Below are 26447 nucleotides of genomic sequence, written 5' to 3' on the forward strand. Positions count from 1 at the left end.
TTGCCGGAGAGTACCCAGCGCAACGCGGTACCAGTTGGTTGATACGGCTGACATGACCATGACGACCATTACGTTCCTTTCTCGCCGGCTTTGGTCCCTTGCCGCCGGCTGCGCCGTCGCGCTTGCGATGCTGGCCGGTAGCGCCTCACCGCTGCGGGCACAGTCCGTGGTCGTCATGGTCAATGGCGAGCCCATCACCAGTCTCGATATCGAGCAGCGCACCAAGCTGATCTTTCTGACCACGCGCAAATCGACGCCCCGGCAGGAAGTGATCGACGAACTGATCAACGAAAAGGTGAAGATCAAGGAAGCCAAGAGGTTCGGTGTCGATCCCACTGCGAGCGATATCGATCAGGCCTATGCGGGAATGAGCCAGCGGATGCGGCTGTCGCCCGAACAGCTCACCAAATCCCTGGAGAGCCAGGGTGTCCGGCCGGAAACGCTGAAGGCCCGCCTCAGGGCCGACATGGTTTGGGGCAGCCTGGTGCGCGGCCGCTTCAAGGAGAGCCTCCAGGTCGGCGAGAAAGACGTTGACGCCGCCGCCCAGCAAAGCGGCGAAGCGACCCAGACCGAGGCATTCGAGTACAGGCTGCAGCCTATCGTGCTGATCGTGCCGCGCGGCTCGGCCCAAAGCGCAATCGACCTGCGGCGCAAGGAGGCGGAATCCTTGCGCGAGCGAGTCCAGACCTGCGAGCAGGCCAACAGCTACTTCAAGTCGATGCAGAACGCCGCGATTCGTGAAACCGTCACCAAGACCTCGGCCGACATCCCCGGCCCGCTTCGTGAACTGCTGGACAAGACGCCGATCGGTCACCTGACCCCGCCCGAGATCACCAAGCAGGGCGTGGAGATGGTGGCGTTGTGCGACCGGAAGCCGACCAAGGTCGACACGCCGAAGAAGCGGGAAATCCGGGAAAAGATGTACGCCCAGAAATACGAGACAAAGTCGAAAGCTTACCTGGCCGACATCCGCAAAGCCGCGATGATCGAATATCGGTGATGGCCGAGATTCTGGAGTCAGAGGCTCTGAAGAAAGCTCTCGCGCTGACATCGGGCGAACCCGCGGGCATTGGCCCCGACATCGCCCTCGCCGCCTGGCTGCGCCGCACCGAGCTGGACCTGCCGCCGTTCTATCTGCTCGGCGATCGCGCCTTCTTCGCCGACCGCGCCAAAATCCTGGGCTTGCAGGTCGATCTCGCCGATGCGGTCCCTGAGGAAGCGAGCGCGGCATTTGCAAAAGCCTTGCCCGTGGTGGCAACGGGCGAACTCGCCACCGCACGGCCCGGACAACCTGACGACACCAGCGCCAACGCCGCGCTCGCCTCGATACGCCACGCGGTCGACCATGTCAGGCGTGGGCGGGCCGGCGCCGTCGTCACCAACCCGATCGCCAAAAGCGTGCTGTACCGCGCCGGATTCCTCCATCCCGGCCACACCGAGTTTCTCGCCGAGCTTGCCGCCGATGGCGGACAAGTCCCGCAGCCGGTGATGATGTTGTGGTCGCCGGCGCTCGCCGTCGTTCCCGTCACCATCCATCTTTCGTTGCGCGAGGCGCTGGTCCAGCTCTCGACCGAGTTGATCGTGACGACGGCCCGGATCGCGGTCGCGGACCTGAAGGCCCATTTCGGGCTGGCCCGGCCGCGGCTTGCCGTGTCGGGCCTCAATCCGCATGCCGGCGAAGACGGCTCGCTCGGCCGCGAAGACATCGATATCGTCGCACCCGCCATCGAGGCGCTGCGCATCGAGGGCATCGACGCCAGGGGCCCGCTGCCGGCGGATACCATGTTTCACGCCGCGGCGCGGAACACCTACGACTGCGCGATCTGCATGTATCACGACCAGGCACTGATCCCTATCAAGACGATTGCGTTCGAGGACGCCGTAAACGTGACGCTGGGATTGCCGTTCATCCGCACCTCGCCGGACCACGGCACGGCCTTCGACATTGCCGGCACCGGCAAGGCCAACCCGTCCAGTCTCGCCGCAGCCTTGCGGCTCGCCGCGCGCATGGCGGCCATCAAGCCTTCATGAGCGCGATCGACGATCTGCCGCCCCTGCGCGACGTCATTCGCGAACATTCCCTGTCGGCACGCAAATCGCTCGGCCAGAATTTCCTGCTCGACCTCAACCTCACGGCGCGGATCGCGCGCGCCGCAGGCCCGCTCGAAGGCGCCACCATCATCGAGGTCGGCCCCGGCCCCGGCGGGCTGACGCGCGCGCTGCTGGCGCTCGGCGCCAAGCGCGTCATCGCGGTTGAACGCGACGAGCGCGCGCTGGCGCCGCTCGACTATATCGCCAGGCGCTATCCCGGCCGGCTCGAGATCGTGCACGCCGACGCGCAGCGCTTCGATCCACGCCCGATGCTGGGCGGCGAGCCGGCCAGGATCGTCGCCAACCTGCCCTACAACATCGCGACTGCGCTGCTGGTGGACTGGCTCTCGATCGAGCCGTGGCCGCCCTGGTATGACATGATGGTGCTGATGTTTCAGCGCGAGGTCGCCGAGCGGATCGTCGCCAAAGAGAATGACGAGGCCTATGGCCGGCTCGCGGTGCTCGCCAACTGGCGCACTGAAACGAAAATCCTGTTCGACATTTCTCCGGCCGCCTTCGTGCCGCAACCAAAAGTGACCTCCTCGGTGGTGCGGCTGGTGCCGCGCAGCGCACCTGAAACGTGCGACCGACGCGCCCTCGAACAGGTGGCGGCCGCCGCCTTCGGCCAGCGCCGCAAAATGCTGCGCCAGAGCCTCAAATCGCTGTCGGTCGACCCGGCGCGGCTGGCCGGAGCCGCGCATATCGACGCCACAAGGCGCGCCGAAACCATTCCAATCTCGGGCTTTGTTGCCATGGCTCGCGAATTGACCGATATACGAAACACAAAACCAAACGTCGTTTAAGGAGTGAACGCCATGGCGCGAATGGTTCGCCAATCCCTCGTCAAGTTCGATGCGCCATTGTGCGAAACCATCGTCGACACGCCGAAGCCGCAGGGCCGCGAAGTTCTCGTTCGCATCGAACGCTGCGGTCTCTGCCATTCCGACCTGCACATTCAGGACGGCTATGCTGATCTGGGCGGCGGCAAGCGGCTCGACACCACACGCGGCATGACGCTGCCGTTCACGCTCGGGCACGAGATCGCCGGCGTCGTCGATGAAGTAGGCCCCGACGCCCCGAAGGATCTGATCGGAAAGAAGCAGGCGGTATTCCCCTGGATCGGCTGCGGCCAGTGCCGCGACTGCGCCGACGGCGACGAGAACCTCTGCGTCAAGCAGCGCTTCCTCGGCGTCTCGATCGACGGCGGCTTTGCCACCCACGTGCTGGTGCCTGACGTAAAATACCTGCTCGATTACGATCCGCTGCCGGTCAACCAGGCGGCAACGCTGATGTGCTCGGGCGTTACCGCCTATGGTGCGTTGAAGCGGCTGGTCGACCGTCCGCGGCAGCGCAATCTGCTGCTGATCGGACTCGGCGGCGTCGGCATGATGGGGCTTTCATTCGCGCAGGCGATGTTCAAGCAGAACATCACGGTCGCCGATCTCAGCCCCGCCGCACGCGAAACCGCACTGAAGAACGGCGCCGCGGTTGCCTACGATCCGGCCGAGCCCGAGGTCATAAGGCGCATCCTGAAAGAGACCGAGGGCGGCTTCGACGGCGTCGTTGATTTTGCCGGCAACGAGAAATCGATGGCGTTCGCTGTTGCGACGGTGGCGCGCGGTGGCAAGGTCGTGGTCTCCGGCCTGATGGGCGGCAATTTCAGCCTGCCGATGGTGCAATGGGTCTACAAGCGCATGACCATCGAGGGCTTCATGGTCGGCACCCTCGCCGAAGCCAAGGAACTGATGGCGCTTGCTCGCGCCGGCAAGATCAAGCCGACGCCGATGAAGGAAGAGCCGATGGCGGATGTGCAGAAATGGATCGACGAGCTGCGGGCCGGGAAAGTCGTCGGACGCATTGTTCTGAAGAACTGAGGCGTTCGCGCGCCTCATTGCGATGACGATGCATTCGTCCCGCGCGGTTCCGTTGGCTTGAGCATGATCTGCGCGCCCACGCGTTCCGCATTTGTCGCGACGGGTATCCGCCAGGGCGTGTACTCATGACTGAAAAGTAAGTGCATTGCTCATACTCCGTCCATCGCCCTGAGGTTGTGGCCGTCCGCCGGTGGGGTCCAGCGCGCGGCGCAATTGCCCCTCGAGCTCGTCAAGCAGGAAGAAGCTGACGTCGTCGACGGAGCCGCGTCCCTTGGCGAAGGGCTGTTCGAGGAGCCGGATCAGATACAGGACGTAGACGAACATGTAGGTAATGAATCCGAACAGCAGGGCCGCCGCCGGGTCGCCCTCCGTCTTCAGTAGAAGCAACAGCAGGATGATCGAAACCACCAGCGTCTGCACCAGGACATGCACCGACGGTACGAACTCGACGCGCTGTATGGTGTAGATGCGAAGCAGTGCCCTTCGAATCCCGTCCTGGTTGGTGCGGAGGCGCACGACGAAATTCGCAGCCATGCCCATGCCCTCCAGGGCGCCGAGGATCGGCGTCAACTTGGCCAGTTCGTCAAGCACAGGGGAAATGTTCTTGTGGTCGTAGGCATGGCCGAGACCTTCGCGCAGCTTTCCAATGACACCCAGCAGGATCAGCCGCGCTTCCCCAAGGTTGAAACGCTCATTGGTCCGCCCGAAGCATTCCAGATCCCCGTCGATCGCCTCGATCGCGGTGCGCAGTGCCGTCGGAATTTGCTCGGCCTCCTTGTAGTCCTTGAGAATGCTCGACAGCAGGAAGCCGATGATGAAGATGGCGCCACCGATGCCACTTGTCACCAGGCCGTTGAGATCGAGAAATTCGAGTTCGACATAGTGAACGATTGCCTTGACGCCGCCGAGCAGCAGGACGATGACCCCGACCGTAAAGAACAGGCGAAATTTCTTTCGGAGGCTGAGTTCTGCGCCGCCGAGCGGGAGATGCGAGATTATCGAAGACGGCAAGTGTTAGTATCCCGTCGAACTGCTTACGTCGAAATGGCCTGAGAGGTGGGCACGGCGCGAAGTGGCCGTGCCCACGTTTGAAGCTACCTGCCGTAGACCACGGGCGCGCGGCGGAACGCCACGCGCGGCGGCGGGCCGATGTCGCGCTGCCAGACGCGGCCATCATCGAACTGAATGCGCATGCCATCGGGCGAATAGACAGCGCCCTCGTCGCGCGCATCGATCCAGATTCGGCTAAAGGGCGCGGTCCAGTCGGGCCAGGCCCGGTAGGACTCACCCGTTTCCGTCGTAAGGTTCACCGCGTCCCCGTTCTGCGTGACGAAGGTGGGCGCGCCGAGCATGCCGTCCCGGCACATTTGGATGCACCGGTAAGTGCCGGTCAGGTTGACCGTTTCGGCCGAGGCGCCAGTGGCGGCGCACGCAGCCAAGAGGCCCAAGGCCAGCGACAATCGTCTCATAAGGATTACTCCATCGCTTGTATGAGGAATGAGCCCGAGCAAGCGGACAGGGGAACAAGCGCTGACGAAAGCGGCTTGTTCCCCCTGTTCCCTGCAGTTCCAACACCTCTGCGTGAAATGGAACGAAAGGCGCGCGCCGGTGTCTTCAGGGAATTACAGCTACGGTACCAGATGGGCATCCGTTCCGAGCCGGTCGGAACGAAAAAGGCGTTACCGCTGCATCAACGCGCGCCCGATCGGTTTTGGCTGCTCGTTGCGCAAAACCAGCGACGTCGTGACTGCACCATGTCGAGCGACTGCATCCACGATCGTTTCCAGTTCTTGCGGGGACGGCACGAAAACCTTGAGAATGAAACAATCCTCTCCGGTCAATCGCAGCACCTCCATGACGTGCGGCATTTCGGAAAACTGCTTCAGGCAGGCCTGAATATGTTCATGGGTTGTACGCAGGCGGATGACGGCCATCATCCTCAAGCCGAGCGCGGCCGGATTGATCTTCGCGGTATAGCCGGTAATGATTCCGCGCTCCTCCAACCGCCTGACCCTCTCCGACGTCGCTGGCTGCGAGAGCCCGACCTTGCGGCCAAGCGCGGATATCGCGATGCGCCCATCCTCCTGCATCGCTTCGATGATCGCGATGTCGGTCGGATCCAGCGCTGGGACGGAGCTTTCTCGAAGTGACATCGCGACCTTGAATCCATCGGTGAGAGGGCATCTTTTCCGATGATTGCCCATTCCAGATCGCAACGGAAGACGTCAATTTCGCCCGGCTACAAAAACAACGGAGCCGACATGACCGACATCGTTATTCTGCCGGGGATTGGGGGATCGGGTGAATTGCACTGGCAAACCCGATGGGAAAAGACCGACCCGCGGTGCCGACGCTTCCAGCCAACCGATTGGAATCGTCCTGAACGTGAGGACTGGATCTCTGCGCTGGATCGCGCAGTTCGCGCCACTCCGAATCCACCGCTTCTCGTCGCGCATAGCCTGGCGTGCCTTTTGGTTGCCCACTGGCAGCGGGTTTCCACGGCACCGATCGCGGGCGCATTTCTCGTTGCAGTTCCGAATCCGCAAGCCGAGACCTTCCCCCTCGAAGCCGCCGGTTTCGCCAATCCGCCGCCGCGCAAGTTCAGCTTTCCCTCACTCATCATCGCGAGCGCAAACGATCCATACGGCACGATCGAATATGCGCGCGACAGAGCGAACCAGTGGGGGAGCGGCTTCCTGGAAGTGGGACAGCTTGGCCACATCAATGAGGCAAGCGGGCTTGAGGATTGGCCGCAGGGAAAGGCATTGCTCACGGCTTTTGCAGCCGGTATCGCGAATTGACGGCCAAAGCATTCCAGAATCCTGGTGACGGTAGTTGCGGTGAAAGTGCACTTAACAAGCGTCTATTGAATGTGCTGGCACCGTAACTCGCAATTGGTATTGCATAGCGCGGCGCGTTAGCGCTTCGCGCGCTGATTGCGCCATCGACCGGCAAGAACACGCTTGGCTTGAGCGGGGAGATCGGTCGGCTCTGTAATGGGGAATATCTCCCGAACGTGTTTGGCCAGCATCTCACAATAGGCTTTCGCGTAACCTGGGAGGGGACGCCGCTTGTCCCACAAGATCAGCATTTTCTCGCGCAATGGCTTGCCACGGTATGTCAGTCCTACGATCCGCAATTGGTGGGAGCGGATACGCAGCTGTGACGGAATGATTGCGACGCCATGTCCAGCCTCGGCGAGTGCGAGCAGGGTATGCGGCGTGTGGCTCTCAAGGAATATGTTTGGCTTGAAATTGGCGAGGCGGCACCCGGCGTCAAAGGATCTACGGACCACGAAACTCGAATCCAGCAGCAGCAACGGATATGGCGCGAGCTTCCCGATCTCAACCGTGCGCGTCCCGCTGAGCACGACCGACGGATGACATGCTGCGAGCAGATCAATGTGTTGCAGCGAAAGGCTGGATAGTCGCCGATCGTCGGGATCGACGATGTGGGCGAGATTCTGCCCGAGATGAACCTCGCCTCGCTCCAACATTTTCATGATATCGAGGCCTCCAGCTTCGATCAGTTTCACCTGCACGTTAGGATATCGCCGCGCATATAGATGCAGAAATGTCGATAGCACACTCTCGATATGCTGGGGCGAGGCAGCCACCTTCAGCACACCATTTTCGCCACGCTGAAGCAATTGAGCGCGCTCGCCAATAGCGCCGGCAAAGTTCAAGAGACCTCGGCAATCATCGAGCAACTGCTCGGCTTCGCCGGTCAGCACCAGTCGGCCGCCTATGCGGTCAAACAACTTCAGGCCGAGTTCTTGCTCGAGCGCGGCGATCTGCCGGGAGAGCGCAGGCTGGGCGATATGCAGCTGCAGCGCGGCCTTCGACACGCTGCCGAGCTCCGCGACGGCTACGAATGTTCGCGCGTGTCGCAGGTCCATCTCCATCCCCCTATGCCCATTCGGCATGCACAGCTAGCGAAAACTAATATTGGACGGCCGGCAAGGTCTTTCGGCACACTAATCGGGCCCCGGCGATCGCTGGCTGCCATTAGTCCTCATGTCAGGGAGGAGCACATGAAGCCATTTAGCCCCATGCTCGCTATCGGAATCAGCTTCGCATTGGTATCCGCGGCCGGAGCTGAGACCTGGCCAGCCAAGACGCTGCGCGCCATCGTTCCAGTCGGTGCGGGCAGCACCACCGATATCATCCCGCGCCTGGTGTTCGAGCAGCTCTCTTCTCAACTTGGGCATCGGATAGTCGTTGAGAACCGCAGTGGCGCGGGAGGAACGATCGGGGCTGCTTTTGTCGCCAAAGCTGATCCCGATGGCTACACATTGCTCGTCAACTCCAACGCTCACACGATCGCGCCGGCGCTTTATCCTAACCTCAGCTATGATCCGGCGCGCGATTTTGCCGCCGTGATCCCACTGGGTGGTTTGCCGGGCGTGCTGGTGGTTTCGCCGGAAAAGGGCTTCAAGACGGCAGGCGATCTTGTGGCGGCTGCCAGGGCAAGGCCCGGCGCACTTACTTTTTCGTCAGTGGGTGTCGGCACCGCAACGCATCTTGGCGCAGAACGGTTTCGTCTCGCCGCGGGCATCGATGCATTGCACATTCCGTTCCGAGGCGGCGCCGAAGCCATGTCCGAGGTGATGGCAGGTCGAGTCGACTTCTTCGTCGGACCGGTCGGACTTGTGCTGCCGCTTGTTCGGGACGGCAAGCTGGTTGCGCTCGCGGTGAACGCCGGACAACGCTCGGCGGCACTGCCGGACGTGCCAACCACGCTGGAGGCAGGCTTTGTCGATGCGGAATATCCTATCTGGATTGGCGTTTTCCTGCCGGCAAAAACGTCTCGCGATGTCGTTGATCAGCTTTCCAATGAGACGCTGGCGGCGCTGCGGAGCTCCCAAGTGGCCGCCAAGCTGTCCGCGCTGGGAGTGGACCCAATCCCAATGACGCCATCGGAGTTCGACGCCTATGTCAGAAAAGAAATTGCGGTCAACGCTGCATTGGTCAAATCCATTGGCCTCAAGGCTGATTGAGCGGAATGACGATGACCGCCCATCGGAAACATATTTGACCAAGTGCGAGAGAGAGGCTGCGTACCGCTTCAACGATGGAGTTGCCTACGAGCGCTTCATGGGCCGCTGGAGCCGTTACGCAGGTAAGGTGTTCCTCGACTGGATTGCGCCGCCTCCGGGTGCGTGCTGGCTCGACGTTGGTTGCGGCACTGGCAGCTTCACTGAATTGATCGTCAAGACGTGCTCGCCCGCATCGGTCTTTGCGATAGATCAAGAGCGGGCACAGATCGATCACGCAAGGAATGGGCCTATGGCTAACCGAGCCCATTTCAGGGTCGGAGACGCGCAGGCGCTGCCCTTCGCCAGTCGGACGTTCGATATTGTTGCCTCGGCTCTGGTTCTCAATTTCATTTCGGATCCGGCTCGGGCGCTATCGGAAATGCTGCGCGTTGTGCGGAGAGGCGGAACCATCGGCGCCTATGTCTGGGATTTCGCAGCCGAACTTTCCCCGACCTGGCCGCTGCGCTCCGGACTGCGCCAACTCGGCGCTTCAATCGTGCCGACGCCGGGCGCTGAACACACTGGTACGATCGCGCTGAATACGTTGTACGAGCGTGCCGGATTGGAAGAGGTCGTAACCGTCGCAATCGACGTTACAATGCGGTTTGCCGATTTTGATGAGTTTTGGGCAAGCCAAACTCCGAGCTTTAATCCCATAGCCAAAAGGATTGACGAGTTGAAGATGCGCGACCGAACGAGATTGATCGACTCTGTTCGGGCGAAGGTGCTTCGTCCTGACGGCACCGTCGAGTACTCGGCGCGTGCGCATGCTGCCCGTGGACGCGCGCCGGAATAACTATACTTCCGCCCCAATCACTGATTTGCCCCCCATGGCAAGAAACTTATTTCGCGCTTCGTGAAGATTTTTCGCTTAACGCGCCACCCAAATCAAATCTACAACTCCCGCTATCCTGTCCCGCCAAGAGGGGCGTTGGCCATCGTCACGAACGTTGGGACAGGTTGCGGTGGACGCGGCAGCGTCGGGCGCGCGCGTGGTTGCAGGGCGGTTATTCCCGTGAGCGATCGGACGGCGCGCGAGACGAACGGCGCTTAAACGCCTCGGTCGAAACTTCTTCCGGCAGCATGCGGGCCGGTCGAGGCGTATGGCGCGAGGAAGCTGCGGACGGCAAAAGCGTGTGGTTCTGGCACCCGTTGCTGGTGTCAAGCCGGCGGAGGTTCGTAAAGCCCAACCGGGCGATGCGAGCCGCCAATTCGCCGGCGACGGAGGCAAGAGGAATTCGTCTCCGGGAAGAGCGCGCCATAAGCCGTAAAACCACTGCGCAGGGAAGGCCGGGCGTTCCGGCGCACCTGCGGTCCGCCGTGTGCATTTTTGCGCACGACTGCGGGTGTCGTGGGCACCCGGCTTTCCCTGCGCCCTCTATCTTGAGAGGGCATCGTAGATCGCATAACTTCGGGCGCGGCGCGCCGCGAGATCGCAATGTCGTATCCAGCCGCCAGCCGCATCTATCAAAGAGACGATACGCACAGGCAGTGCGGACATAGCTCTACCCGCGGGTCAGTCAGCCCGAATGGTGCCACGAGGACCGGCGGATCCATCCAGGGTCTGAGCTGAAACAGTTCCGGGCGTTTTTCGGGCGGCATCGGCTCCGGCTCGTTCGTGCGGTCCGACGGCTGTACCGGACGCTGGACCGCGGCCAAACAGAAGAAAAAGCGCCGGTTTTCCACAGGTTTAGACCGCCTCACATGAGGCGGCGCGTCAGCCCCAATTATACCCCATCCGCTCCGAAATTGCGGCTCATTGCCACCCAAGTCTCTGACCAGATTGGGTGCATCAAGCGTCGTGTTGCGTTGCGTTGCCGGGGATACAGAATGTCGAACCGTTCCGTGAAATTCGTCCCGGCTCTGCTCGCCGGTATTGTGGCAGGCACCAACCTGGCCACCGTGACGGATCTTCGGGCCCAGGTGCTGACAACAGCCGCGGAAGCCGCCACATCAGCGACCCAGGCCGCCGCGGACAGTTGCCTGTCGGCGCCGCAGGGCGCGACCCCCTCGGGCAGCCATTGGTACTATCGCATCGACCGCACCACCAAACGTCAGTGCTGGTATCTGCGGGAGGAAAGCGACAGGGCCGACGACAAGTTCGCCCGCGCCGCACCGCCAGCTTCGTCGCCCGCGCCGTCATCGGCGGCAGCAGAACCGGCACCGCCGCAGCCGCCAGCGAGCACAAGCAAGTCGATCGCCGATGCGCGTGCCGAATGGGTTTCCCAGCAAGCCCGCGCCGAGCCGAATCCGCCCGCCAGAGCCGAGCCGCGAACGGTCGGCGCAGTCCCCGCCCCGGCCGCTCAGAATGCCCAGCGCGCAACCATGCCGAACGTGCTCGCGCCGGCGCCGCTGGCGTCGGTGCGATGGAACGACGCTCCCACCACAAGGTCTTTGACCACGCCAACCAATCTCCAAACGGCGGCGGCCGCTTCGCCCGCAGACCAGCCGGCGCAGGCCGAGGAAGTGCAACAGCCCGCAGCAGATCAGGTTACCCCTGCCGCGGCGGAGCCGGTGACGGCAAAGCCGACCGCGTCGTTGCAAAAGCTGCTTCTGGTGATGGCCGCCGCGCTCGCGCTGGCCGGCCTCACGGTCAGCGCGATCGTCAGGATGGGCCGCATGCGCGCACGGCGTGCCATGCGCCGCAAGCGGCGCGCGATGTGGGATTCCGCAAAGACAAGGCGGCGTTCGCCGCAGCCGATGTTCCACGACGAGGACGCCGGGCTGCGCCGCACCGGCGCCGTTCACCATACGACGCGCATGCCTCAGGAGCGGCCGCGCACGCGCGCGCCCCAGGAACGGCCACGCGCGCCGCAGGACCGACCGCGCGCACCCCAAGAGCGGCGACTCGCGCCCCAGGGACACATGGCGGGACACGTGGCGCAGGATCGGGAACAGCAGGTTACGGAAATGCTGGCCCGGCTCGCCCGCAGCGCGCAGACCTGATCGAAACCGACGCCGCAGCTATTTCTCCAACTGGCGCTGCAGCTTGCGAACGAACTCGGTCAGGCCGGTGCGGCGCTCACGCTTGAGCCGCTCGGCCTTGAGGATCGACTGCACCTCGGCGAACGCCTCGTCGACATTGTGGTTGACGACGATATAGTCGTATTCCGCCCAGTGGCTGAGTTCGTGAGTGGCGCGGCTCATGCGCCCGCGAATGACCTCGTCGGAATCCTGCGCGCGCGTGTGCAGCCGTTTCTCGAGATCGGCGGCCGACGGCGGCAGGATGAACACCCGGACCACATCAACGCTCGCCTTCTGATGCAGTTGCTGAGTGCCCTGCCAGTCGATATCGAACAGAACATCCTGTCCCGCCGACAATGCCGCTTCGACCGGCGCGCGCGGCGTACCGTAGAGATTGTCGAATACGGTGGCCCATTCGAGCAGTTCGCCCTGCTCCACCATCTTCTCGAATTTCTGCTTGTCGACGAAAAAATAGTCGCTTCCCTCGACCTCGCCCGGGCGCATCGGGCGCGTCGTCGCTGAAACTGACATCTTCAGGCCTGGCTCGCGCTCAAGCAGCATGCGCGACAGCGTCGTCTTGCCCGCGCCCGAGGGCGACGACAGCACGAACATCAGCCCTCGCCGTTCAACCCCGTCGAAACCTCCAGCCGTCATCAGTTACTCCAGGTTCTGGACCTGCTCGCGGAATTGCTCGACCACGTTCTTCATTTCGAGCCCGGTCTGGGTCAATTCCAGATCGTTCGATTTGGAGCAGCAGGTGTTGACCTCGCGGTTGAATTCCTGGGCGAGGAAGTCAAGCCGCCGCCCGACCGGTCCGCCCTTGCCGATCATCTCACGGGCCTGTGCGACGTGCGAGGCGATGCGGTCGAGCTCTTCGCGGATGTCGGCCTTGGTCGCGATCAGGATTGCTTCCTGATTGAGCCTGTCAGGATCGAAGCGCTCGGAAGTTTCCAGCAGTGCCGTCACCTGCTCGGCCAGCCGCGCCCTGATCGCCTCGGGCTTGCGGCCGGGGGCCGCCTCGGCCTTCTTCGCCAGTCTCTCGATCTCATCCATGCGCTGGATCAGGATTTGCCCGAGCGTCACGCCCTCGCGGCGGCGCATCTCGACCAGTTGGGACAGCGCCTGTTCGAAGGCAGCGGCCGCGGCATCCCTCGCCGCCTTGTCTTCCATCTCGTCGCTTTCGGGTTCGACGACCTCGATGACGCCCTTGATGCCGAGCAGCCCGTCGATGCTGGGCGCCACCGCGTCGATCTTGGAGGCGAGCACGCCCGCGACCTTCACGATCGACGACAGCACGTCTTCATTGATGCGTATGGTCGAGACCGCGTTGGCGCGCTTGACGTTGAGGTTGGCGTACACCGTGCCCCGGGAGAGCACCTCCCCCGCGCGCTTCTTGGCGAAGGCCTCCAGCTCGTCCCAGCCGGGCGGCAGGCGCAAGCGCAGGTCAAACCCCTTGGCGTTGACGGACTTCAGTTCCCATTCGAACGTATAGGGGCCGCTGGCACCGTGGCTCCGGGCAAAACCGGTCATGCTCGATAGCGCCATCGCGTAACACTCTCCGAAAGACAGGGATTTCGAGACTCGAAAGGAACGGCGACCTTAAGCCGATTTCCGCCAAAGTGGAATTACGTTCCGGCTGTAGCCGGAACTCCTGTTCAACCAGCCGGGCGTCAGCGCTGAACCACCGGCGGCGTCGTGGTCGACTGCGCAGCGCCCTGGCGGGCCGGCGCCGTCGCAGGCGCCGCAGGACGGGCAGGCGGCTTTTTCGCCGGCGCCGCCGGCCGCGGCGTGGTCGCGGTTGGATTGGTATCGGGCGGCGCTCCGCCGGCCGTCGGCGGCGGCGCATCCTCGCTCGGCTCGACGGTGTCGTTCTGAATCTGTTTTTCCAGCGCCCGCAGCTTGACGACGTTCTTCTGGTGCTGGTCGTAGGTTTCGGTAAAGGCGTGTCCACCGGTCCCGTCGGCCACGAAGAACAGATCGCGCGTGCGCGCCGGGTTGGCTGCCGCTTCGAGCGAGGCGCGGCCCGGATTGGCGATCGGCCCAGGCGGCAGGCCTTCGATGACATAGGTGTTGTAGGGCGAAGGCTGCGTGATCTCGGAGCGCTTGATCGGCCGGCCCAACGTTCCCTTGCCGCCGACCAGACCATAGATGATCGTCGGATCGGATTGCAGCTTGATCCTCTGCCGCAGGCGATTGGTGAACACCGCCGCCACGCGGCTGCGCTCGTCGGCCCGGCCGGTCTCCTTCTCGATGATCGAGGCCAGCGTGATGAGCTGCTCCGGCGACCTGACCGGAACGTCCGGATTGCGGCGTTCCCAAATTTCCGTAAGCACCCGTTTCTGGCTCTGTTGCAAGCGGTGGATCACCTGCTCGCGCGTGGTGCCGCGCGGGAATTTGTAGGTTTCCGGCAGCAGCGTGCCTTCGCGTGGCATTTCGCGCACCGATCCAGCGAAGATGTCGTTGTCGATGAGTCGCGCCACGATTTGTTCGGAGGTCAGACCTTCGGGAATCGTGACGGCGTGCTGCACCACCTTGCCTTCGACGATGGTGGCGATGACGTCGCGCAGGCTGGCGTTCTTCTGGAACGAGTATTCGCCCGGCTTGAGGTCGGAGCTCGCCTTCAGTGCGAACACGCCACCGATGAACGCCCAGGGACTGACGTTGATCACGCCCTCGCGCAGCAGCGCATCGGCGATGTCGCGCTTGCCGGCACGCACGGGAATGTTGACGATCTTGTCTTCCCGCAGCGGGCCCGGCGTCTCCAGCATTTGTCTGCCGTAATAGTACACCGTTCCCGCCCCGATCATCAGGATAATCAGGATGGTGAAGATGGCATTGCCGATCACCACGAACGGATTGCGGGCGCGCTCAGACCGCTTCGGCGGCGGCGGCACCTGCTCGGGCTCCAGCGCAGCGCGCGGGCTTCGTGGTGAAATGGGCGGCCTCTCACTCATCGATGCAACCTGAATCCTGTCGGTTCAATCGCGGCCCGGCAATCCCTGCCCGGCCGATAGCATACGCCCACATGTAGAAGTCATCGCCGAATACGGCAAAACGGTGGAGTAGTTATAAACACTTGCTAGTCGGCCATGCGCCGCACGATCACCGAGGCATTGGTGCCCCCGAAACCGAAGGAATTCGACAGCGCGATGTTAATCTCGCGCTTGCGCGCCGTCTGCGGCACCAGATCGATCGCGGTTTCCACAGACGGATTTTCCAAATTGATGGTGGGTGGAGCAACGTTATCGCGAATCGCAAGAATACTGAAAATGGCCTCGATTGCACCGGCAGCGCCGAGCAAATGCCCGGTCGACGATTTCGTCGACGACATCGACACCTTGGAGGCAGCATTGCCGAGCAGCCGCTCCACCGCGCCGAGTTCGATCTCGTCGCCGATCTGCGTCGAAGTTCCGTGCGCGTTGATGTAGTCGATATCGGATACCGCGATCCCGGCGCGCTTGATCGCCGCGCTCATGCTGCGGAAACCACCATTGCCATCCGGCGACGGCGATGTGATGTGATAGGCGTCGCCCGACAGGCCGTAGCCCACCACTTCGGCATAGATTCTCGCACCGCGGTTTTTCGCGTGCTCATATTCCTCGAGCACGACGACGCCGGCGCCCTCGCCCATCACGAAACCATCGCGATCCCTGTCATAGGGCCGCGACGCCCTTTGCGGGGTTTCGTTGAAGCCGGTCGAGAGCGCGCGCGCCGCGCAAAATCCCGCCATCGCCAGCCGGCAGATCGGTGATTCGGTCCCGCCCGCCACCATGACGTCGGCGTCCCCGAGCGCAATCAGGCGGGCGCCGTCGCCGATCGCATGCGCGCCGGTCGAACACGCCGTCACCACGGAATGGTTGGGGCCCTTGAGGCCATGCTCGATCGAGACATAGCCAGAAGCGAGATTGATCAGCCGCCCCGGAATGAAGAACGGCGATACCCTGCGCGGCCCGCGCTCCTTCAACAGCAGCGACGTCTCCGCAATGCCGGACAGGCCGCCGATCCCCGAACCGATCAGGGTGCCGGTGGCGCATTTGTCTTCTTCGGTCGAGGGATGCCAGTTGGCGTCGTCGAGCGCCTGGCGCGCCGCAGCCATCGCAAAGATGATGAAGTCGTCGACCTTGCGCTGTTCCTTTGGCTCCATCCACTGGTCGGGATTGAACGTGCCGTTCGTGCCGTCGCCGCGCGGAATCACGCAGGCGATCTGGCTCGCCAGATCGGCGACTTCAAATGTATCGATCTTCCTAGCGCCGCTCTGGCCGTTGAGGATACGCGCCCACGTTGTGTCAACGCCGCAGCCGAGCGGCGTAACCATGCCCAGCCCCGTGACGACAACCCGCCTCATGTCAAAAACTCCAACCCGAAATTGGCGGACCAAAACAAGAAACCGGGGGGCCGTTCGACAACGGCCCGTCCGGCTCTGTCTCTACCCGCCCGGGACGTCAGCTTTTCGCGTTCTTCTCGAGAAACTTCGTCGCGTCGCCGACAGTCAAAATCGTCTCGGCGGCGTCATCGGGGATCTCGCAACCGAACTCTTCTTCAAATGCCATCACAAGCTCGACGGTGTCGAGGCTGTCGGCGCCAAGGTCGTCGATGAAACTTGCGTTGTCGACAACCTTCTCGGGTTCAACACCGAGGTGTTCGACCACAATCTTCTTAACCCGCTCGCCAATCTCACTCATCGTTTAACCTCGTGCTTGTTCCAATGGACCCGACCCCAAGACGCTATAGAGACGCTACGAGCTATCGTGGTCGTTAAACTTCCTTCGCTATCGCGCATAGTCTTGATTCGGCCCGTTGGTAGCCGACAAAGCCCCGGCGAACGGCAGGCGTGCCACGCCAATATACAGGGTTTCAAAATCCTGCAATGGCCTTGTTTGCCCATCCGTCGGGGGTTCGGTTATCATACTTCCCAAGCCTTGACTACAAGCCTCAACCGCCCCGGAAAACGGCCTTTGGCCGCATCGATCGGGGCAATAACTCGCTCAAATCATGGCCATTCCGCCGTTGACGTGAATCGTCTGGCCGGTGACGTAGGCCGCCTCGTTCGAGGCAAGATAGACGGCCGCCGCGGCAATGTCTTCCGGCGTTCCCAACCGCGCCGCAGGAACCTTGGTCAGGATGGTTTCGCGCTGCTTGTCGTTGAGCGCGTCCGTCATCGGCGTCTTGATGAACCCCGGCGCGATGCAATTGGCGGTCACGTTGCGCTTGGCGTATTCCGCGCCCAGCGTCTTGATCAGGCCGATGATTCCGGCCTTCGACGCGGTGTAGTTGGCCTGGCCGGGATTGCCGGTCACGCCCACGATCGAGGTGATCGCAATGATCCGGCCGAAGCGCTTGCGCATCATCAGTTTGGTTGCGGCGCGGGCGAGGCGGAACGTCGCGGTCAGATTGACCTGGATGACGTCGTCCCAATCCTCGTCACGCAACTGCACAAAAAGGTTGTCGCGCGTGATGCCGGCATTGGCGATCAGAATGTCGACCTGTCCCATCGCGGCTTCCGCCGCCGGCACCAGCGCCTCGACATCCGCGCTGTTGGAGAGGTTGCACGGCAGCACGTGGACGCGATCGCCCAGCTTGCCGGCAAACGAATCCAGCACCTCGCGGCGCGTTCCGGATATCGCCACCGTCGCGCCCTGCCCATGCAACGCCTGCGCGATCGCCCCGCCAATGCCGCCGGTCGCACCGGTTACCAGCGCCGTCCTGCCCGTCAAATCGAACATCAAATGTCTCCTTCCGGGAGCTTCAGGCCGAAGCCGCCAATGCGTCCTTGGCCGCCGCAATGTCGTTGGGCCCCCCGATCGACACGCCGATAGCGCCGTCGGCGATGCGCTTGACCAGCCCGCTCAGCACCTTGCCGGCGCCGATTTCGAAGAACCGCGTGACGCCATGCGCGGCCATGTAAGCCACCGACTCACGCCAGCGCACGGTGCCGGTGACCTGCTCGATCAGGCGGCGGCGAATCTCGTCGGGATCGGTGATGGGCGCCGCCAGCACGTTCGACACCAGCGGCGAGGCCGGCGTCTTGATCGTCACGCCAGCCAGCGCCTCCGCCATGGCATCGGCCGCGGGCTGCATCAGCTTGCAATGGAACGGGGCGGACACCGGCAGCAGCATCGCACGCTTGGCGCCCTTGGCCTTGGCGATTTCGAGCGCGCGTTCGACGGCGGCCTTGTCGCCGGACACCACCACCTGCCCGCCGCCATTGTCGTTGGCGGCCTGGCAGACCTGTCCCTGCGCGGCTTCGCTGGCTACCGCCATCGCGGTCTCATAATCGAGCCCGAGAAGCGCTGCCATGGCCCCGGCGCCGACCGGCACCGCCTTTTGCATCGCAAGGCCGCGGGTGCGCAGCAGGCGGGCAGAATCGCTGATGCTGAGGCTGCCGGCCGCAGCCAGCGCGGAATACTCGCCGAGCGAATGGCCGGCGACGAAAGCCGCATCCCGCCCGACGGAAAAGCCCGCCTCGGTCTCCAGCACGCGCAGCGTGGCAATCGAGACCGCCATCAGGGCCGGCTGGGCGTTTTCGGTGAGCTGGAGGATTTCGGCCGGGCCGTCCCAGATGGTGGCGGTCAGCTTCTCGCCTAGCGCCGAATCGACCTCGTCAAACACCGCCCGCGCGGCCGGAAAGGCCTCCGCCAGGGCCTTGCCCATACCGACCGCCTGGGAACCCTGCCCAGGAAAAGTAAATGCAGCCGTCATCGGCGCTCCCTCATCAGAATGGGCCGTAAGACACTGACCGAGGCAGGGATGTCAAGCCGCGGTGCGGAATGACGCGTTCCGCGGAACGTCGGAATTGAGGCGGACAGGTTTAGCGTTCTTGCAGCGCCAACCGGATGCCCAGAGCACAATAGATGCCGCCGACTGCCTTGCCTTGCCATTTTAGCACAGTGGGATTTCGACGGAGAAACTTGCCCAGTCCTCCCGCGCAGACCGCAAAAACCGCCGTGCTGACGAGTCCCAACAGGACAAAAAGGATTCCCAGGATCGTCAATTGAAGCATGACCGCTCCGTTTTCGGGCACCACGAACTGGGGGAGGAACGCGAGAAAAAATAGCGCGGTTTTTGGGTTTAGCACCTCGGCCCAAATGGCCTGCCTGAATGCCTTGCCGGCCGAGATTGGCAGGGCGCCGGCCGTCAGACTTGCTGGCGTTCTCTCAAGGATTGCACGAATGCCGAGGTACACAAGGTACGCAGCGCCAATGTATTTGATGATGCTGAACAGCAGCGCCGAAGTAGCAATGATCGCCGAAATGCCGACGATCGCCATAAAGGTATGAATCATGTCGCCAGCAGCGATCCCGACGCCGGTCGCGATTCCCACCCTGGTGCCCGAACTCGTCGCCCGTGCAACGGTGAGGAGCGTGGCGGGACCCGGAATGAATACAAAGCCGAGCACAACTGCCCCATAAGCAACCAAAGTGGTCAGATCGATCATGCGCTCGCTCCTTCACGGCTATTGTCGCCGAGGGAAGCACCTATGGGCGAAAGGAGATGTCCACCTCTAGAAGCCACCTGCGGCCTGATCACCGCCGACCTCCTTCCCGGCCCGTGCGCGGCGTGCGCCGCTCGCCAGTTTGCCCGGACGATCCTCGTGATCTGGCCTGGCGGTCGCAAGCCGCAGCACGGCGGCGTAATTCGGCTGCACCTCCATCCGATCCGCATACCGGCTCTCACTGAGTATGCGGTGGACGCGCGGCAGGTTGTAGCAGGGCACGTAGAACAGCAAATGGTGCTCGAGGTGGTAGTTGACGTAATAGGGTGCGATGAATAGCCGCTCGAAGAAATTCGCGCGCGTGGTGCGGGTGTTGCGCAGGGGATCGTTCGAGTCGGGAACGACCGCGTGTTCGGCGATGTTGCGGATGCGGGTGATGACCATCTGCCAGGTGAGCAGCGGCAGCAGCCAGAGCAGTGGATAAGCCCACCATGCCCCGGCCGCGGCAAGGCCCGCGAACATCACGCCGTTGACGACAAACTGCGGACCAAGCTTTTCCCAGAAATGCGCAGCGCGTCGTACCCACGGCCATTCCTTCGGTCCCAGCGCATTCAGCAATTGCGCCTTGCGTTGCTGGTAACCGGTCCGGCCGGTGATATCGCGGAAGAACTTGCGACGGTAGCTCATCTTCGTGATCGGAAACGGCGCCGACAGCACCAAATCCGGATCGTCTTCCTGCTGCGTCCGTGCATGATGCTGCAGGTGATAGCGGCGATAGGCACGGGTCTCGGCGAAGATCGGATAGGCGCAGAGCCACTGGCTGAGCGTCAGGTTGACCTTCTCGTCCGCCGACAGGCAACCATGCGCGCCGTCATGCATCAGGATCGCAAGCCCGAGCTGGCGCGAGCCGATGATGCCGACCGCGATCAGGAAGGTCAGCGGGTTGGGCCACCACGCGACCAGTGCGATCGAACCCAGGATCAGCGCCCACGCATGCGCGATCAGGGCGATGCCTTTCCACGTCACGCGCTGGCGGACGGCGATCAACTGGTCCTCGTTCAGAAAATCACGGGCACGCATGCGCAGCGCGGTCATGCTGATCCCTCCCCCTCCGGTGAATCCGTATCCGATGCGTCGCTGACGAGGCGCAGCCCTGCGTCGTTGGCGGCAGGTTTTGTCGTCGCCTGATCGCCCAGCACGCGCAGCATCTCGCCACGCAGTCCCTCGGCCGAACGGCCCATGGCGTAGCCCTCGACAATCACGCCGATCGCGACAGCCCAGAACCGCCGCGAACTGGCGTCGGGATCGCGCAAGCTCTTCCAGCCATGCCGCTCGATCTGGCCGGCATAGGCGCGCATCCCTTCAGCGTGCAGCCGCTCGATGGTGCGTTCCACCAGCGGCGCGAGATCCTGGCGGCGGCGGGTGAGCGTCAGCGCTTCGGTAAAGAAGGCGACCGAATCCGTCGCTGTCACCGTCTCGACCAGTGCATACGTGTAGTCGCGCGGCGTATGGGCCTGCGTTGCCGCCTGTTCGGCCGCGCGCGCCACGTACAGCATGTCGCGGCAGGCGGCTTCAACGAACAGCGCTTCCTTGGTACGAAAATAATAGGTGATCTGGCTCGGAAAGGCGTCCGCGGCCGCTGCAATGTCCGAGATCAAGGTTCCGGCCAAGCCCCGCTCCTTGAACAGCCGGCTGGCGACGTCGAGCAGCCGCGAGCGCATCTGGCGTCCCGCTGTACGCGTGGCGCGGGCGGCGTGCTTGGGATCGCTGGCCAGCGCTTCAGAGGCAGTCTGGACGGGCTTGGAAGCCATTTTGCCCTCTTGTCCAAATATTTGTATGAAATACAAACAAAGATGTCAACCGGCCGGGCGGGCTCATCGCCGCCCGCGGGCAGGTCAGTTACCTTCGGCCCCTCCGCAAGAAGTCTTGCCAGCGTTCTGAAAATCCTTATAAACCGCGCATCCGTGGATCCCGGCCGGGAGCTGAACGGACGGTCTCAGCAATCTCCTTTTCGGATTGAAGTGGCAGGGCCAGTCGGCCCGTCGTCCCGTGCTTCCGCCTTCTGAGCATTATCGAGTCCTTTCCGGAGGTCTCGAAGGGCTTGCCGCCGGGAACCGCGCCAACACTAGGAAAGGACACCCATGCCTCTTTATGAGCATGTTTTTCTCGCGCGTCAGGATGCGAGCACCCAGCAGGTCGAAGAGTTGACCACCCAGATGACGGGCATCGTCGAAGGGCTCGGCGGCAAGGTCACCAAGACCGAGAACTGGGGCGTGCGCTCCCTCACCTACCGCATGAACAAGAATCGCAAAGCGCACTTCGTGCTGATGAACATCGATGCGCCCTCCTCCGCGGTCACCGAGATCGAGCGCCAGGAGCGGATCTCTGAAGACGTCATCCGCTACCTCACCGTCCGCGTCGAAGAGCACGAGGAAGGTCCCTCGGCGATGATGCGCAAGGCCGATCGTGATCGCGAGCGCGATGATCGCGGCGGCGGTTTCCGCGGCGACCGCGAAGGCGGCTTCCGTGGCGATCGTGAAGGCGGTGGATTCCGCGGCGACCGTGGCCCGCGCCGTCCGCGCGAAGACGCCGCTGTTGAAGCGACGGAAGAGGAGTAAGAATCATGGCTGAAGCTGGTGCACGCCGTCCGTTTTTCCGTCGCCGCAAGACCTGCCCGTTCACGGGTCCGAATGCGCCGAAGATCGACTACAAGGATTCCAAGCTGTTGATGCGCTACGTCTCCGAGCGCGGCAAGATCGTGCCGAGCCGCATCACGGCAGTGTCTGCCAAGAAGCAGCGTGAGCTCGCGCGCGCCATCAAGCGCTCGCGTTTCCTCGGCCTGCTGCCCTACGTCATTCGCTAAGGCATCTCCGATCGGCGGCGTCCGCGCCGCTGATCGTTATTCTTCATAAGGCTTCCGGGTCGTCCGGTCGCCGATGGTTGGGGTCGGGACGACCTCTAACCGCTCGAAAGGGGCGGGACAGCTGATGATCGCGGTTATTTTCATTGGTCTTGCGGCCGGCTGCGCGTCGGCGCTGATGTTCGTCTCGACGATCTCGGGCGCGCCGATCTCGTTGCTGCTCTCTTTATTCGCACCGCTACCACTAATGGTGACGGCGCTCAGTTGGGGACCGCTCAGCGCAACAATCGGCGGCATCGCGGCAGCTTCCGGCTTCGGCGCGCTTATCGGTCTGCCCCATTGCCTTGCTTTTGCGGTTGCCGTGGCATTGCCGGCCTGGTGGCTTGGCCATCTCGCGCTGCTGGGACGACCAACGGCTGCTGTCGAAGCGGACAACGGCACACACCCCGCGGCGGAGAATCTCGAGTGGTATCCGATCGGACGGATCCTGCTTTGGATCGTCGGCTTTGCCGTCATGTCCTCCATCGCGTCCTGGCTGGTCTTCGGCAAGGATGCCGATGCCATTGCCGCGGCCCTGCGAAGCGGGCTGACGAAAGCGCTTTCTGGCCGTGAAGGGTTATCGCCGAGCGACATCGAGCGGTTGGCTGACACACTTGTAACGATCTTCCGTGGCTTGTCGGCAATGCTCGTCGTGACGACGCTAACGCTCAACCTTTGGCTCGCCGCAAAAATATCAGCGATGTCCGGCCGGTTCCGTCGCCCCTGGCCGGACTTGAAGAACACAGCGCTGCCGCCGATGACGCTTGTAGCACTCTGCGGGACATTGGCATTCTGTTTCGCGGGCGGAGCCTTTTCGATAGCGGCGCAGATCATGACAGCCGCGCTCTTCATGGCTTACGCGCTCGTCGGTCTTGCCGCCGTTCACACGTTAACGCTGGCGCTGAAAAGCCGCGCGGTTTTGCTGAGCTGCACCTACGGGATCCTGGTGCTGTTGCCATGGACGGTCGTTTTGATGATCGCCCTCGGCCTTACGGAAGAAATTTTCGGATTGCGCCAACGTTACTTGCGCCGAAAACCGCCGCCTTTGCCCGCAGCCTGAAAATACAACCATTCACCTAAACTCGAGACTGAACACCTAATAAGGAGAACGAAAATGGAAGTGATCTTGCTGGAACGCGTCGTCAAGCTCGGCCAGATGGGCGAAGTCGTCCGCGTCAAGGACGGGTTTGCCCGCAACTTTCTGCTCAAGCGCGGCAAGGCGCTGCGTGCCACCGCCGACAACCGCGCCAAGTTCGACGGCATGAAGGCCGAACTCGAGGCCAACAACCTCAAGGCCAAGGGCGAAGCCAGCAAGGTCGCCGAGAAGATCAACGGTCGCAACGTCATCGTGCTGCGCCAGGCCTCGGAATCCGGCCAGTTGTTCGGATCGGTTAGCATTCGCGACATCATCGCCTCCTTCGAGGCCAACGGCGTCACCATCGACCGCAGCCAGGTCCTGCTCGACGCCCCGATCAAGACCATCGGCAAGCACGAGGTCTTGATTGCCGTGCATCCGGAAGTCGAAGCCACCGTCAGCGTCACCGTGGCGCGCAGCGCTGATGAAGCTGAGCGCATCAACCGCGGCGAGGACATCTCGACCCGTCAGGAAGACCAGGATGCCGCCGCCGAGGCGCTTGCCGCCGCCGGCGAGTTCTTCGATCCGGAAGCCCAGCACGACGACGTCGCGCCGGCGCCTGCTGAAACCGAGAAGTAACGCCTCTAGCGCGCCAACGAGTTTCAAGCCCGGCCCCTTCAGGCCGGGCTTGGGGTTCTGGCCGCCGCCTTGTCGTCCAGCATCGCGATCGAGGCCAGGGCCGTGGCGGTGTGTTTCTCGACGCCGTCCGTCACGCAAAACACGTCAGCCGCGACGACCGCGACCTGACGTCCGGGCTTGATCACGCGCGCGCGGCAGATCAGGCGCTCGCCGATAGCCGGCGACAACAGATTCAATTTGTATTCCGCCGTAAGCGCCGATTGCCCGCGCGAGGTCGCGGCCGCGATCGTCGTTGCGTTGTCGACGAGGAACGCGGTCACGCCGCCATGGAACAGGCCGTGCTGTTGCAACAGCTCTGGCCGCCGGTCGACCGCAAGCGTGCATGCGCCGCGCGTCAGCTCGGACAGTTCCGCCCCGATATGGGTCATAAAGCCTTGGCGGCCGACACTGTTGCGGATGCGGACCGCGATCGGCGCGAAGTCGGGATCGGTGCTCGCACTCATACGGTTTCTCCCGGTGTGTGGATCGCATCGGACGCGACCACCGCGCGGATCGCGCAGGCGATCAGGATTTCGGCTTGCTCCCTCGGATCGGTGCGCTCGCGGCCCGACAGCCATGCGCGGCAGAAGATCTGCGCCGGTCCGATGATCTGGCTGAAGAACACCGACGAAGTCATCGGCAGCAATTCGCCGCGCGCGACGAGCGGCGCGCGCCAGCGCTCGACGGCTTCGGCCAGGCGCGAATTCTGTGCGCGCTGCGCGCCGCGGATTTCCTCGGTCCATTCACTGCGGGATATCTCGAACAGATAGCGCGCCTCGCGCCTGGAATTGATGACCCACTCGAGATGGGCGCGGATCAGCCGCGTCACGCCTTCCCGCGCTCCGCAGGAATCATCGACCGCAGCGATGACGGCGGCGTGGTAACGGGCGAGAATTTCCAGGAACAGCGTGCCGGCCAGTTCCTTCTTCGACCCGAAGAAGTGGAAGAAGCTGCCATTGGACGCCCGCGCGCGGGTCCTGATGGCGGCAACGGTAGCCCCCTCGAAACCGTCGCGGTCGAACACCGCCAAACCCGCCGCCAGCAGATCCTCGCGTGCCGTGGTCATTCACCCGTCTTTCGAGTCATTGGATTGTTACTCTAGAGTACCACTCTAGAGCTGGTCAAGCGACATCGCACCGTCGGCCGCGCGTTCGGAGATATGAAGTCTTAGCGCGAGATGGGCGGCGCGGGCGGGCCGGCGGGCGCTGCCGGCGGCGATGTCGGCGCCGTGGCCGTTAGCGGTGGAGGCGTCGCAGGTGCCGGCGCCGCTGCGGAGGGGCTCGCGGCCGGCTCAGGCGCGCTCGCTGCGGAAGCTGGCGGCGCCGGCGGCACCGGATCGGGCCGAAGGGGCGTCGGCTCGCTGCCCATGCCTTCCTTGGGAGCGTCGACCTTGGCGCTGTCGGATCTGCCCTCCCGGGCCGGCGTTTCCGACTCGCCGGCGGGCTTCGCTGCCTCGTCGACGGGCTTGGTTGTCTCGTCGGCGGGCCTGGTTGCCGCGCCGGCCGGTTTGTCGCCCTCGTCCTTGAGCGCGTCGGTCCTGGCGGGATCGGTCGTGCCGGCTTCAGGCTTGGCAGTTTCAGGCTTGGCAGCTTCAGGCTTGGCAGCTTCAGATTTGGCAGCTTCAGATTTGGCGGCATCCCGGGCCGCGTCTTCCTTTGCGGCGTCGCCGCGGACGGCCTGCTCGGTTTTCGACGGCTCCTCGGCGGCAGGCCGCTTGCCGCGCCTGGCCTGCTTCTGCCTGACGCCCGATTTGCTGTCGGTGGCGGCCTGCACCGGGGCCTGCCCATCTGTAGGCCTGGCGGCATCAGGCACCGCTTGCGGCCGCGCGAGCCGCTTCGCGTCGCGGCCCGGACGCGTGCCCTCGCCTTGCGGCGTCGCGCCGTCGGCATCCGGCCGGGAGGCCTCCTGCGCAGGTGCGGCCGGCGGCTGCCGGCGGCCGAACCGGTCCGGTTGATCTGGCCTTCCGTCCTGCTTGGCGTCCTTCTTCTGGTCCTTGCCCTGATACCTGGGGTCGGCGGCCCCGTTGGATATCAGATACGAAGAGAGCACCGAGGCCATGTCGGTGCCGGTCGTATAGTGCTGGCGCAAGAAGCCCGGCAACGAGGAGGCGGACACGCTCTTCAACAGCCCACGCGGGCTCTTGTGGCAAGCGCTGCACGTGTTCGAGAATATCTGGGCGGGACTCTTGCCGGCGTCGAGATTTTCAACCGCCCACGCCACGCCTGCTATGAGGCAGCCGATCAGGAGCGTCACCGTCGCTAAACTGAGCGCTCGGCTCAACATTCCCTGCTTCTCCAGAGGTGGAATCGCTGCCGGCGTCGCATCATGTAGCCGGCGGCGGGGTCACCTTTTAGCCGATTATGACGCGAATGGAAGCGCGCTTATTGCGCATCTGC

General features: G+C 63.3%; 29 protein-coding genes. 12 read left to right on the forward strand and 17 right to left on the reverse strand.

Annotation, left to right across the window (positions count from 1 at the left end; all coding sequences use genetic code 11):
• Positions 1-58: 58 nt before the first annotated feature.
• Genes V1288_RS29940 through V1288_RS29955 form a run of 4 tightly spaced genes read left to right on the forward strand, consistent with a single transcriptional unit; the run spans position 59 to position 3965 of the window.
• The gene (locus V1288_RS29940) at positions 59-1000 is read left to right on the forward strand and encodes a SurA N-terminal domain-containing protein (RefSeq protein ID WP_334361442.1); all 942 of its coding nucleotides are present in this window, start codon (positions 59-61) and stop codon (positions 998-1000) included.
• The gene (gene pdxA, locus V1288_RS29945; RefSeq protein WP_334360445.1) at positions 1000-2031 is read left to right on the forward strand and encodes a 4-hydroxythreonine-4-phosphate dehydrogenase PdxA; all 1032 of its coding nucleotides are present in this window, start codon (positions 1000-1002) and stop codon (positions 2029-2031) included. The genes V1288_RS29940 and pdxA overlap by 1 nt, the downstream gene beginning before the upstream one ends.
• Positions 2028-2894 carry a 16S rRNA (adenine(1518)-N(6)/adenine(1519)-N(6))-dimethyltransferase RsmA gene (rsmA, locus tag V1288_RS29950; protein WP_334360446.1) on the forward strand — a complete coding sequence of 289 codons (867 nt, stop codon included), beginning with the start codon at positions 2028-2030 and terminating at the stop codon, positions 2892-2894. The genes pdxA and rsmA overlap by 4 nt, the downstream gene beginning before the upstream one ends.
• A gap of 12 nt (positions 2895-2906) precedes the next feature.
• Positions 2907-3965: an alcohol dehydrogenase gene (locus V1288_RS29955; protein ID WP_334360447.1), complete on the forward strand. Its 1059-nt coding sequence runs from the start codon at positions 2907-2909 to the stop codon at positions 3963-3965.
• Positions 3966-4088: 123 nt separating this feature from the next.
• Here the strand turns inward: V1288_RS29955 and V1288_RS29960 are convergent, their stop codons facing one another.
• The 3 genes from V1288_RS29960 to V1288_RS29970 all read right to left on the reverse strand — a co-directional run bounded on the left by V1288_RS29960 (position 4089) and on the right by V1288_RS29970 (position 6118).
• Entirely contained in the window at positions 4089-4976 is an 888-nt protein-coding gene (locus V1288_RS29960) for a hypothetical protein (protein ID WP_334360448.1), read from the reverse strand.
• Between the two features lie 83 nt (positions 4977-5059).
• Positions 5060-5434 carry a hypothetical protein gene (locus V1288_RS29965; protein WP_334360449.1) on the reverse strand — a complete coding sequence of 125 codons (375 nt, stop codon included), beginning with the start codon at positions 5432-5434 and terminating at the stop codon, positions 5060-5062.
• Between the two features lie 210 nt (positions 5435-5644).
• The gene (locus V1288_RS29970; RefSeq protein ID WP_334360450.1) at positions 5645-6118 is read right to left on the reverse strand and encodes an Lrp/AsnC family transcriptional regulator; all 474 of its coding nucleotides are present in this window, start codon (positions 6116-6118) and stop codon (positions 5645-5647) included.
• A 39-nt stretch (positions 6119-6157) separates the two neighbouring features.
• On the opposite strand from V1288_RS29970, the gene V1288_RS29975 reads away from it, so the two are divergent.
• Positions 6158-6766 carry an RBBP9/YdeN family alpha/beta hydrolase gene (locus V1288_RS29975; protein ID WP_442893874.1) on the forward strand — a complete coding sequence of 203 codons (609 nt, stop codon included), beginning with the start codon at positions 6158-6160 and terminating at the stop codon, positions 6764-6766.
• Positions 6767-6882: 116 nt separating this feature from the next.
• On the opposite strand, the gene V1288_RS29980 is transcribed toward V1288_RS29975, so the two are convergent.
• On the reverse strand, positions 6883-7863 hold the full coding sequence (locus V1288_RS29980) for a LysR family transcriptional regulator (RefSeq protein ID WP_334360452.1): 981 nt from the start codon (positions 7861-7863) through the stop codon (positions 6883-6885).
• A gap of 135 nt (positions 7864-7998) precedes the next feature.
• Between V1288_RS29980 and V1288_RS29985 the strand changes: the two genes are divergently transcribed.
• The 3 genes from V1288_RS29985 (at position 7999) to V1288_RS29995 (ending at position 11949) form a co-directional block, all read left to right on the forward strand.
• Positions 7999-8964: a Bug family tripartite tricarboxylate transporter substrate binding protein gene (locus tag V1288_RS29985; RefSeq protein WP_334360453.1), complete on the forward strand. Its 966-nt coding sequence runs from the start codon at positions 7999-8001 to the stop codon at positions 8962-8964.
• Positions 8965-8998: 34 nt separating this feature from the next.
• On the forward strand, positions 8999-9799 hold the full coding sequence (locus V1288_RS29990) for a class I SAM-dependent methyltransferase (RefSeq protein WP_334360454.1): 801 nt from the start codon (positions 8999-9001) through the stop codon (positions 9797-9799).
• A gap of 1034 nt (positions 9800-10833) precedes the next feature.
• Positions 10834-11949, forward strand: coding sequence for a hypothetical protein (locus V1288_RS29995; protein WP_334360455.1), 1116 nt, complete (start codon positions 10834-10836; stop codon positions 11947-11949).
• A gap of 18 nt (positions 11950-11967) precedes the next feature.
• On the opposite strand, the gene gmk is transcribed toward V1288_RS29995, so the two are convergent.
• The 10 genes from gmk to V1288_RS30045 form a co-directional block, all read right to left on the reverse strand.
• The gene (gene gmk, locus V1288_RS30000) at positions 11968-12621 is read right to left on the reverse strand and encodes a guanylate kinase (protein WP_334360456.1); all 654 of its coding nucleotides are present in this window, start codon (positions 12619-12621) and stop codon (positions 11968-11970) included.
• A gap of 3 nt (positions 12622-12624) precedes the next feature.
• The gene (locus V1288_RS30005) at positions 12625-13512 is read right to left on the reverse strand and encodes a YicC/YloC family endoribonuclease (RefSeq protein ID WP_334360457.1); all 888 of its coding nucleotides are present in this window, start codon (positions 13510-13512) and stop codon (positions 12625-12627) included.
• Positions 13513-13637: 125 nt separating this feature from the next.
• Positions 13638-14921, reverse strand: a complete 1284-nt coding sequence (gene mltG, locus V1288_RS30010) for an endolytic transglycosylase MltG (protein WP_334360458.1) — start codon at positions 14919-14921, stop codon at positions 13638-13640.
• A gap of 125 nt (positions 14922-15046) precedes the next feature.
• Positions 15047-16312 carry a beta-ketoacyl-ACP synthase II gene (fabF, locus tag V1288_RS30015; RefSeq protein WP_334360459.1) on the reverse strand — a complete coding sequence of 422 codons (1266 nt, stop codon included), beginning with the start codon at positions 16310-16312 and terminating at the stop codon, positions 15047-15049.
• 97 nt (positions 16313-16409) lie between these two features.
• Positions 16410-16649, reverse strand: a complete 240-nt coding sequence (locus V1288_RS30020; protein WP_006610957.1) for an acyl carrier protein — start codon at positions 16647-16649, stop codon at positions 16410-16412.
• Positions 16650-16952: 303 nt separating this feature from the next.
• Entirely contained in the window at positions 16953-17690 is a 738-nt protein-coding gene (gene fabG, locus V1288_RS30025) for a 3-oxoacyl-[acyl-carrier-protein] reductase (RefSeq protein ID WP_334360460.1), read from the reverse strand.
• 22 nt (positions 17691-17712) lie between these two features.
• The gene (fabD, locus tag V1288_RS30030) at positions 17713-18666 is read right to left on the reverse strand and encodes an ACP S-malonyltransferase (protein ID WP_334360461.1); all 954 of its coding nucleotides are present in this window, start codon (positions 18664-18666) and stop codon (positions 17713-17715) included.
• Positions 18667-18775: 109 nt separating this feature from the next.
• Positions 18776-19402: a LysE family translocator gene (locus tag V1288_RS30035; RefSeq protein ID WP_334360462.1), complete on the reverse strand. Its 627-nt coding sequence runs from the start codon at positions 19400-19402 to the stop codon at positions 18776-18778.
• 66 nt (positions 19403-19468) lie between these two features.
• Complete coding sequence (locus tag V1288_RS30040) at positions 19469-20494, reverse strand: fatty acid desaturase family protein (RefSeq protein ID WP_334360463.1); 1026 nt, start codon at positions 20492-20494, stop codon at positions 19469-19471.
• The gene (locus V1288_RS30045) at positions 20491-21210 is read right to left on the reverse strand and encodes a TetR/AcrR family transcriptional regulator C-terminal domain-containing protein (RefSeq protein WP_334360464.1); all 720 of its coding nucleotides are present in this window, start codon (positions 21208-21210) and stop codon (positions 20491-20493) included. The genes V1288_RS30040 and V1288_RS30045 overlap by 4 nt, the downstream gene beginning before the upstream one ends.
• A gap of 330 nt (positions 21211-21540) precedes the next feature.
• Here V1288_RS30045 and rpsF point away from each other — a divergent pair, with 330 nt between their 5' ends.
• The 4 genes from rpsF (at position 21541) to rplI (ending at position 24012) form a co-directional block, all read left to right on the forward strand.
• The gene (gene rpsF, locus V1288_RS30050) at positions 21541-22017 is read left to right on the forward strand and encodes a 30S ribosomal protein S6 (protein ID WP_334360465.1); all 477 of its coding nucleotides are present in this window, start codon (positions 21541-21543) and stop codon (positions 22015-22017) included.
• Positions 22018-22022: 5 nt separating this feature from the next.
• The gene (gene rpsR, locus V1288_RS30055; protein WP_002711478.1) at positions 22023-22262 is read left to right on the forward strand and encodes a 30S ribosomal protein S18; all 240 of its coding nucleotides are present in this window, start codon (positions 22023-22025) and stop codon (positions 22260-22262) included.
• A gap of 124 nt (positions 22263-22386) precedes the next feature.
• Positions 22387-23358 (forward strand): hypothetical protein, encoded by a 972-nt coding sequence (locus tag V1288_RS30060; protein WP_334360466.1) that lies wholly within the window; start codon positions 22387-22389, stop codon positions 23356-23358.
• 54 nt (positions 23359-23412) lie between these two features.
• Positions 23413-24012 (forward strand): 50S ribosomal protein L9, encoded by a 600-nt coding sequence (gene rplI, locus V1288_RS30065; protein WP_334360467.1) that lies wholly within the window; start codon positions 23413-23415, stop codon positions 24010-24012.
• A gap of 38 nt (positions 24013-24050) precedes the next feature.
• On the opposite strand, the gene V1288_RS30070 is transcribed toward rplI, so the two are convergent.
• From V1288_RS30070 to V1288_RS30080, 3 genes are all read right to left on the reverse strand, one after another.
• Positions 24051-24515 (reverse strand): PaaI family thioesterase, encoded by a 465-nt coding sequence (locus V1288_RS30070; protein WP_334360468.1) that lies wholly within the window; start codon positions 24513-24515, stop codon positions 24051-24053.
• Positions 24512-25117, reverse strand: a complete 606-nt coding sequence (locus V1288_RS30075) for a TetR/AcrR family transcriptional regulator (RefSeq protein WP_334360469.1) — start codon at positions 25115-25117, stop codon at positions 24512-24514. Before V1288_RS30075 ends, V1288_RS30070 begins: the two co-directional genes overlap by 4 nt.
• 101 nt (positions 25118-25218) lie before the next feature.
• A complete protein-coding gene (locus tag V1288_RS30080; protein ID WP_334360470.1) occupies positions 25219-26334 on the reverse strand; it encodes a hypothetical protein in 1116 nt (371 codons plus the stop codon).
• Between the last annotated feature and the right edge of the window lie 113 nt (positions 26335-26447).

The organism is Bradyrhizobium sp. AZCC 2176, assembly GCF_036924645.1.
Classification (GTDB): domain Bacteria; phylum Pseudomonadota; class Alphaproteobacteria; order Rhizobiales; family Xanthobacteraceae; genus Bradyrhizobium.

What these genes read in the sequence shown, in the direction of transcription:
- V1288_RS29940 (WP_334361442.1), top strand. Translation starts at nt 59, where the DNA reads ATGACGACCATTACGTTCCTTTCTCGCCGGCTTTGGTCCCTTGCCGCC.
- pdxA (WP_334360445.1), top strand. Translation starts at nt 1,000, where the DNA reads ATGGCCGAGATTCTGGAGTCAGAGGCTCTGAAGAAAGCTCTCGCGCTG.
- rsmA (WP_334360446.1), top strand. Translation starts at nt 2,028, where the DNA reads ATGAGCGCGATCGACGATCTGCCGCCCCTGCGCGACGTCATTCGCGAA.
- V1288_RS29955 (WP_334360447.1), top strand. Translation starts at nt 2,907, where the DNA reads ATGGCGCGAATGGTTCGCCAATCCCTCGTCAAGTTCGATGCGCCATTG.
- V1288_RS29965 (WP_334360449.1), bottom strand. Translation starts at nt 5,434, where the DNA reads ATGAGACGATTGTCGCTGGCCTTGGGCCTCTTGGCTGCGTGCGCCGCC.
- V1288_RS29970 (WP_334360450.1), bottom strand. Translation starts at nt 6,118, where the DNA reads ATGTCACTTCGAGAAAGCTCCGTCCCAGCGCTGGATCCGACCGACATC.
- V1288_RS29975 (WP_442893874.1), top strand. Translation starts at nt 6,158, where the DNA reads ATGATTGCCCATTCCAGATCGCAACGGAAGACGTCAATTTCGCCCGGC.
- V1288_RS29980 (WP_334360452.1), bottom strand. Translation starts at nt 7,863, where the DNA reads ATGGACCTGCGACACGCGCGAACATTCGTAGCCGTCGCGGAGCTCGGC.
- V1288_RS29985 (WP_334360453.1), top strand. Translation starts at nt 7,999, where the DNA reads ATGAAGCCATTTAGCCCCATGCTCGCTATCGGAATCAGCTTCGCATTG.
- V1288_RS29995 (WP_334360455.1), top strand. Translation starts at nt 10,834, where the DNA reads ATGTCGAACCGTTCCGTGAAATTCGTCCCGGCTCTGCTCGCCGGTATT.
- gmk (WP_334360456.1), bottom strand. Translation starts at nt 12,621, where the DNA reads ATGACGGCTGGAGGTTTCGACGGGGTTGAACGGCGAGGGCTGATGTTC.
- V1288_RS30005 (WP_334360457.1), bottom strand. Translation starts at nt 13,512, where the DNA reads ATGGCGCTATCGAGCATGACCGGTTTTGCCCGGAGCCACGGTGCCAGC.
- mltG (WP_334360458.1), bottom strand. Translation starts at nt 14,921, where the DNA reads ATGAGTGAGAGGCCGCCCATTTCACCACGAAGCCCGCGCGCTGCGCTG.
- fabF (WP_334360459.1), bottom strand. Translation starts at nt 16,312, where the DNA reads ATGAGGCGGGTTGTCGTCACGGGGCTGGGCATGGTTACGCCGCTCGGC.
- V1288_RS30020 (WP_006610957.1), bottom strand. Translation starts at nt 16,649, where the DNA reads ATGAGTGAGATTGGCGAGCGGGTTAAGAAGATTGTGGTCGAACACCTC.
- fabG (WP_334360460.1), bottom strand. Translation starts at nt 17,690, where the DNA reads ATGTTCGATTTGACGGGCAGGACGGCGCTGGTAACCGGTGCGACCGGC.
- fabD (WP_334360461.1), bottom strand. Translation starts at nt 18,666, where the DNA reads ATGACGGCTGCATTTACTTTTCCTGGGCAGGGTTCCCAGGCGGTCGGT.
- V1288_RS30035 (WP_334360462.1), bottom strand. Translation starts at nt 19,402, where the DNA reads ATGATCGATCTGACCACTTTGGTTGCTTATGGGGCAGTTGTGCTCGGC.
- V1288_RS30040 (WP_334360463.1), bottom strand. Translation starts at nt 20,494, where the DNA reads ATGACCGCGCTGCGCATGCGTGCCCGTGATTTTCTGAACGAGGACCAG.
- V1288_RS30045 (WP_334360464.1), bottom strand. Translation starts at nt 21,210, where the DNA reads ATGGCTTCCAAGCCCGTCCAGACTGCCTCTGAAGCGCTGGCCAGCGAT.
- rpsF (WP_334360465.1), top strand. Translation starts at nt 21,541, where the DNA reads ATGCCTCTTTATGAGCATGTTTTTCTCGCGCGTCAGGATGCGAGCACC.
- rpsR (WP_002711478.1), top strand. Translation starts at nt 22,023, where the DNA reads ATGGCTGAAGCTGGTGCACGCCGTCCGTTTTTCCGTCGCCGCAAGACC.
- V1288_RS30060 (WP_334360466.1), top strand. Translation starts at nt 22,387, where the DNA reads ATGATCGCGGTTATTTTCATTGGTCTTGCGGCCGGCTGCGCGTCGGCG.
- rplI (WP_334360467.1), top strand. Translation starts at nt 23,413, where the DNA reads ATGGAAGTGATCTTGCTGGAACGCGTCGTCAAGCTCGGCCAGATGGGC.
- V1288_RS30070 (WP_334360468.1), bottom strand. Translation starts at nt 24,515, where the DNA reads ATGAGTGCGAGCACCGATCCCGACTTCGCGCCGATCGCGGTCCGCATC.
- V1288_RS30075 (WP_334360469.1), bottom strand. Translation starts at nt 25,117, where the DNA reads ATGACCACGGCACGCGAGGATCTGCTGGCGGCGGGTTTGGCGGTGTTC.
- V1288_RS30080 (WP_334360470.1), bottom strand. Translation starts at nt 26,334, where the DNA reads ATGTTGAGCCGAGCGCTCAGTTTAGCGACGGTGACGCTCCTGATCGGC.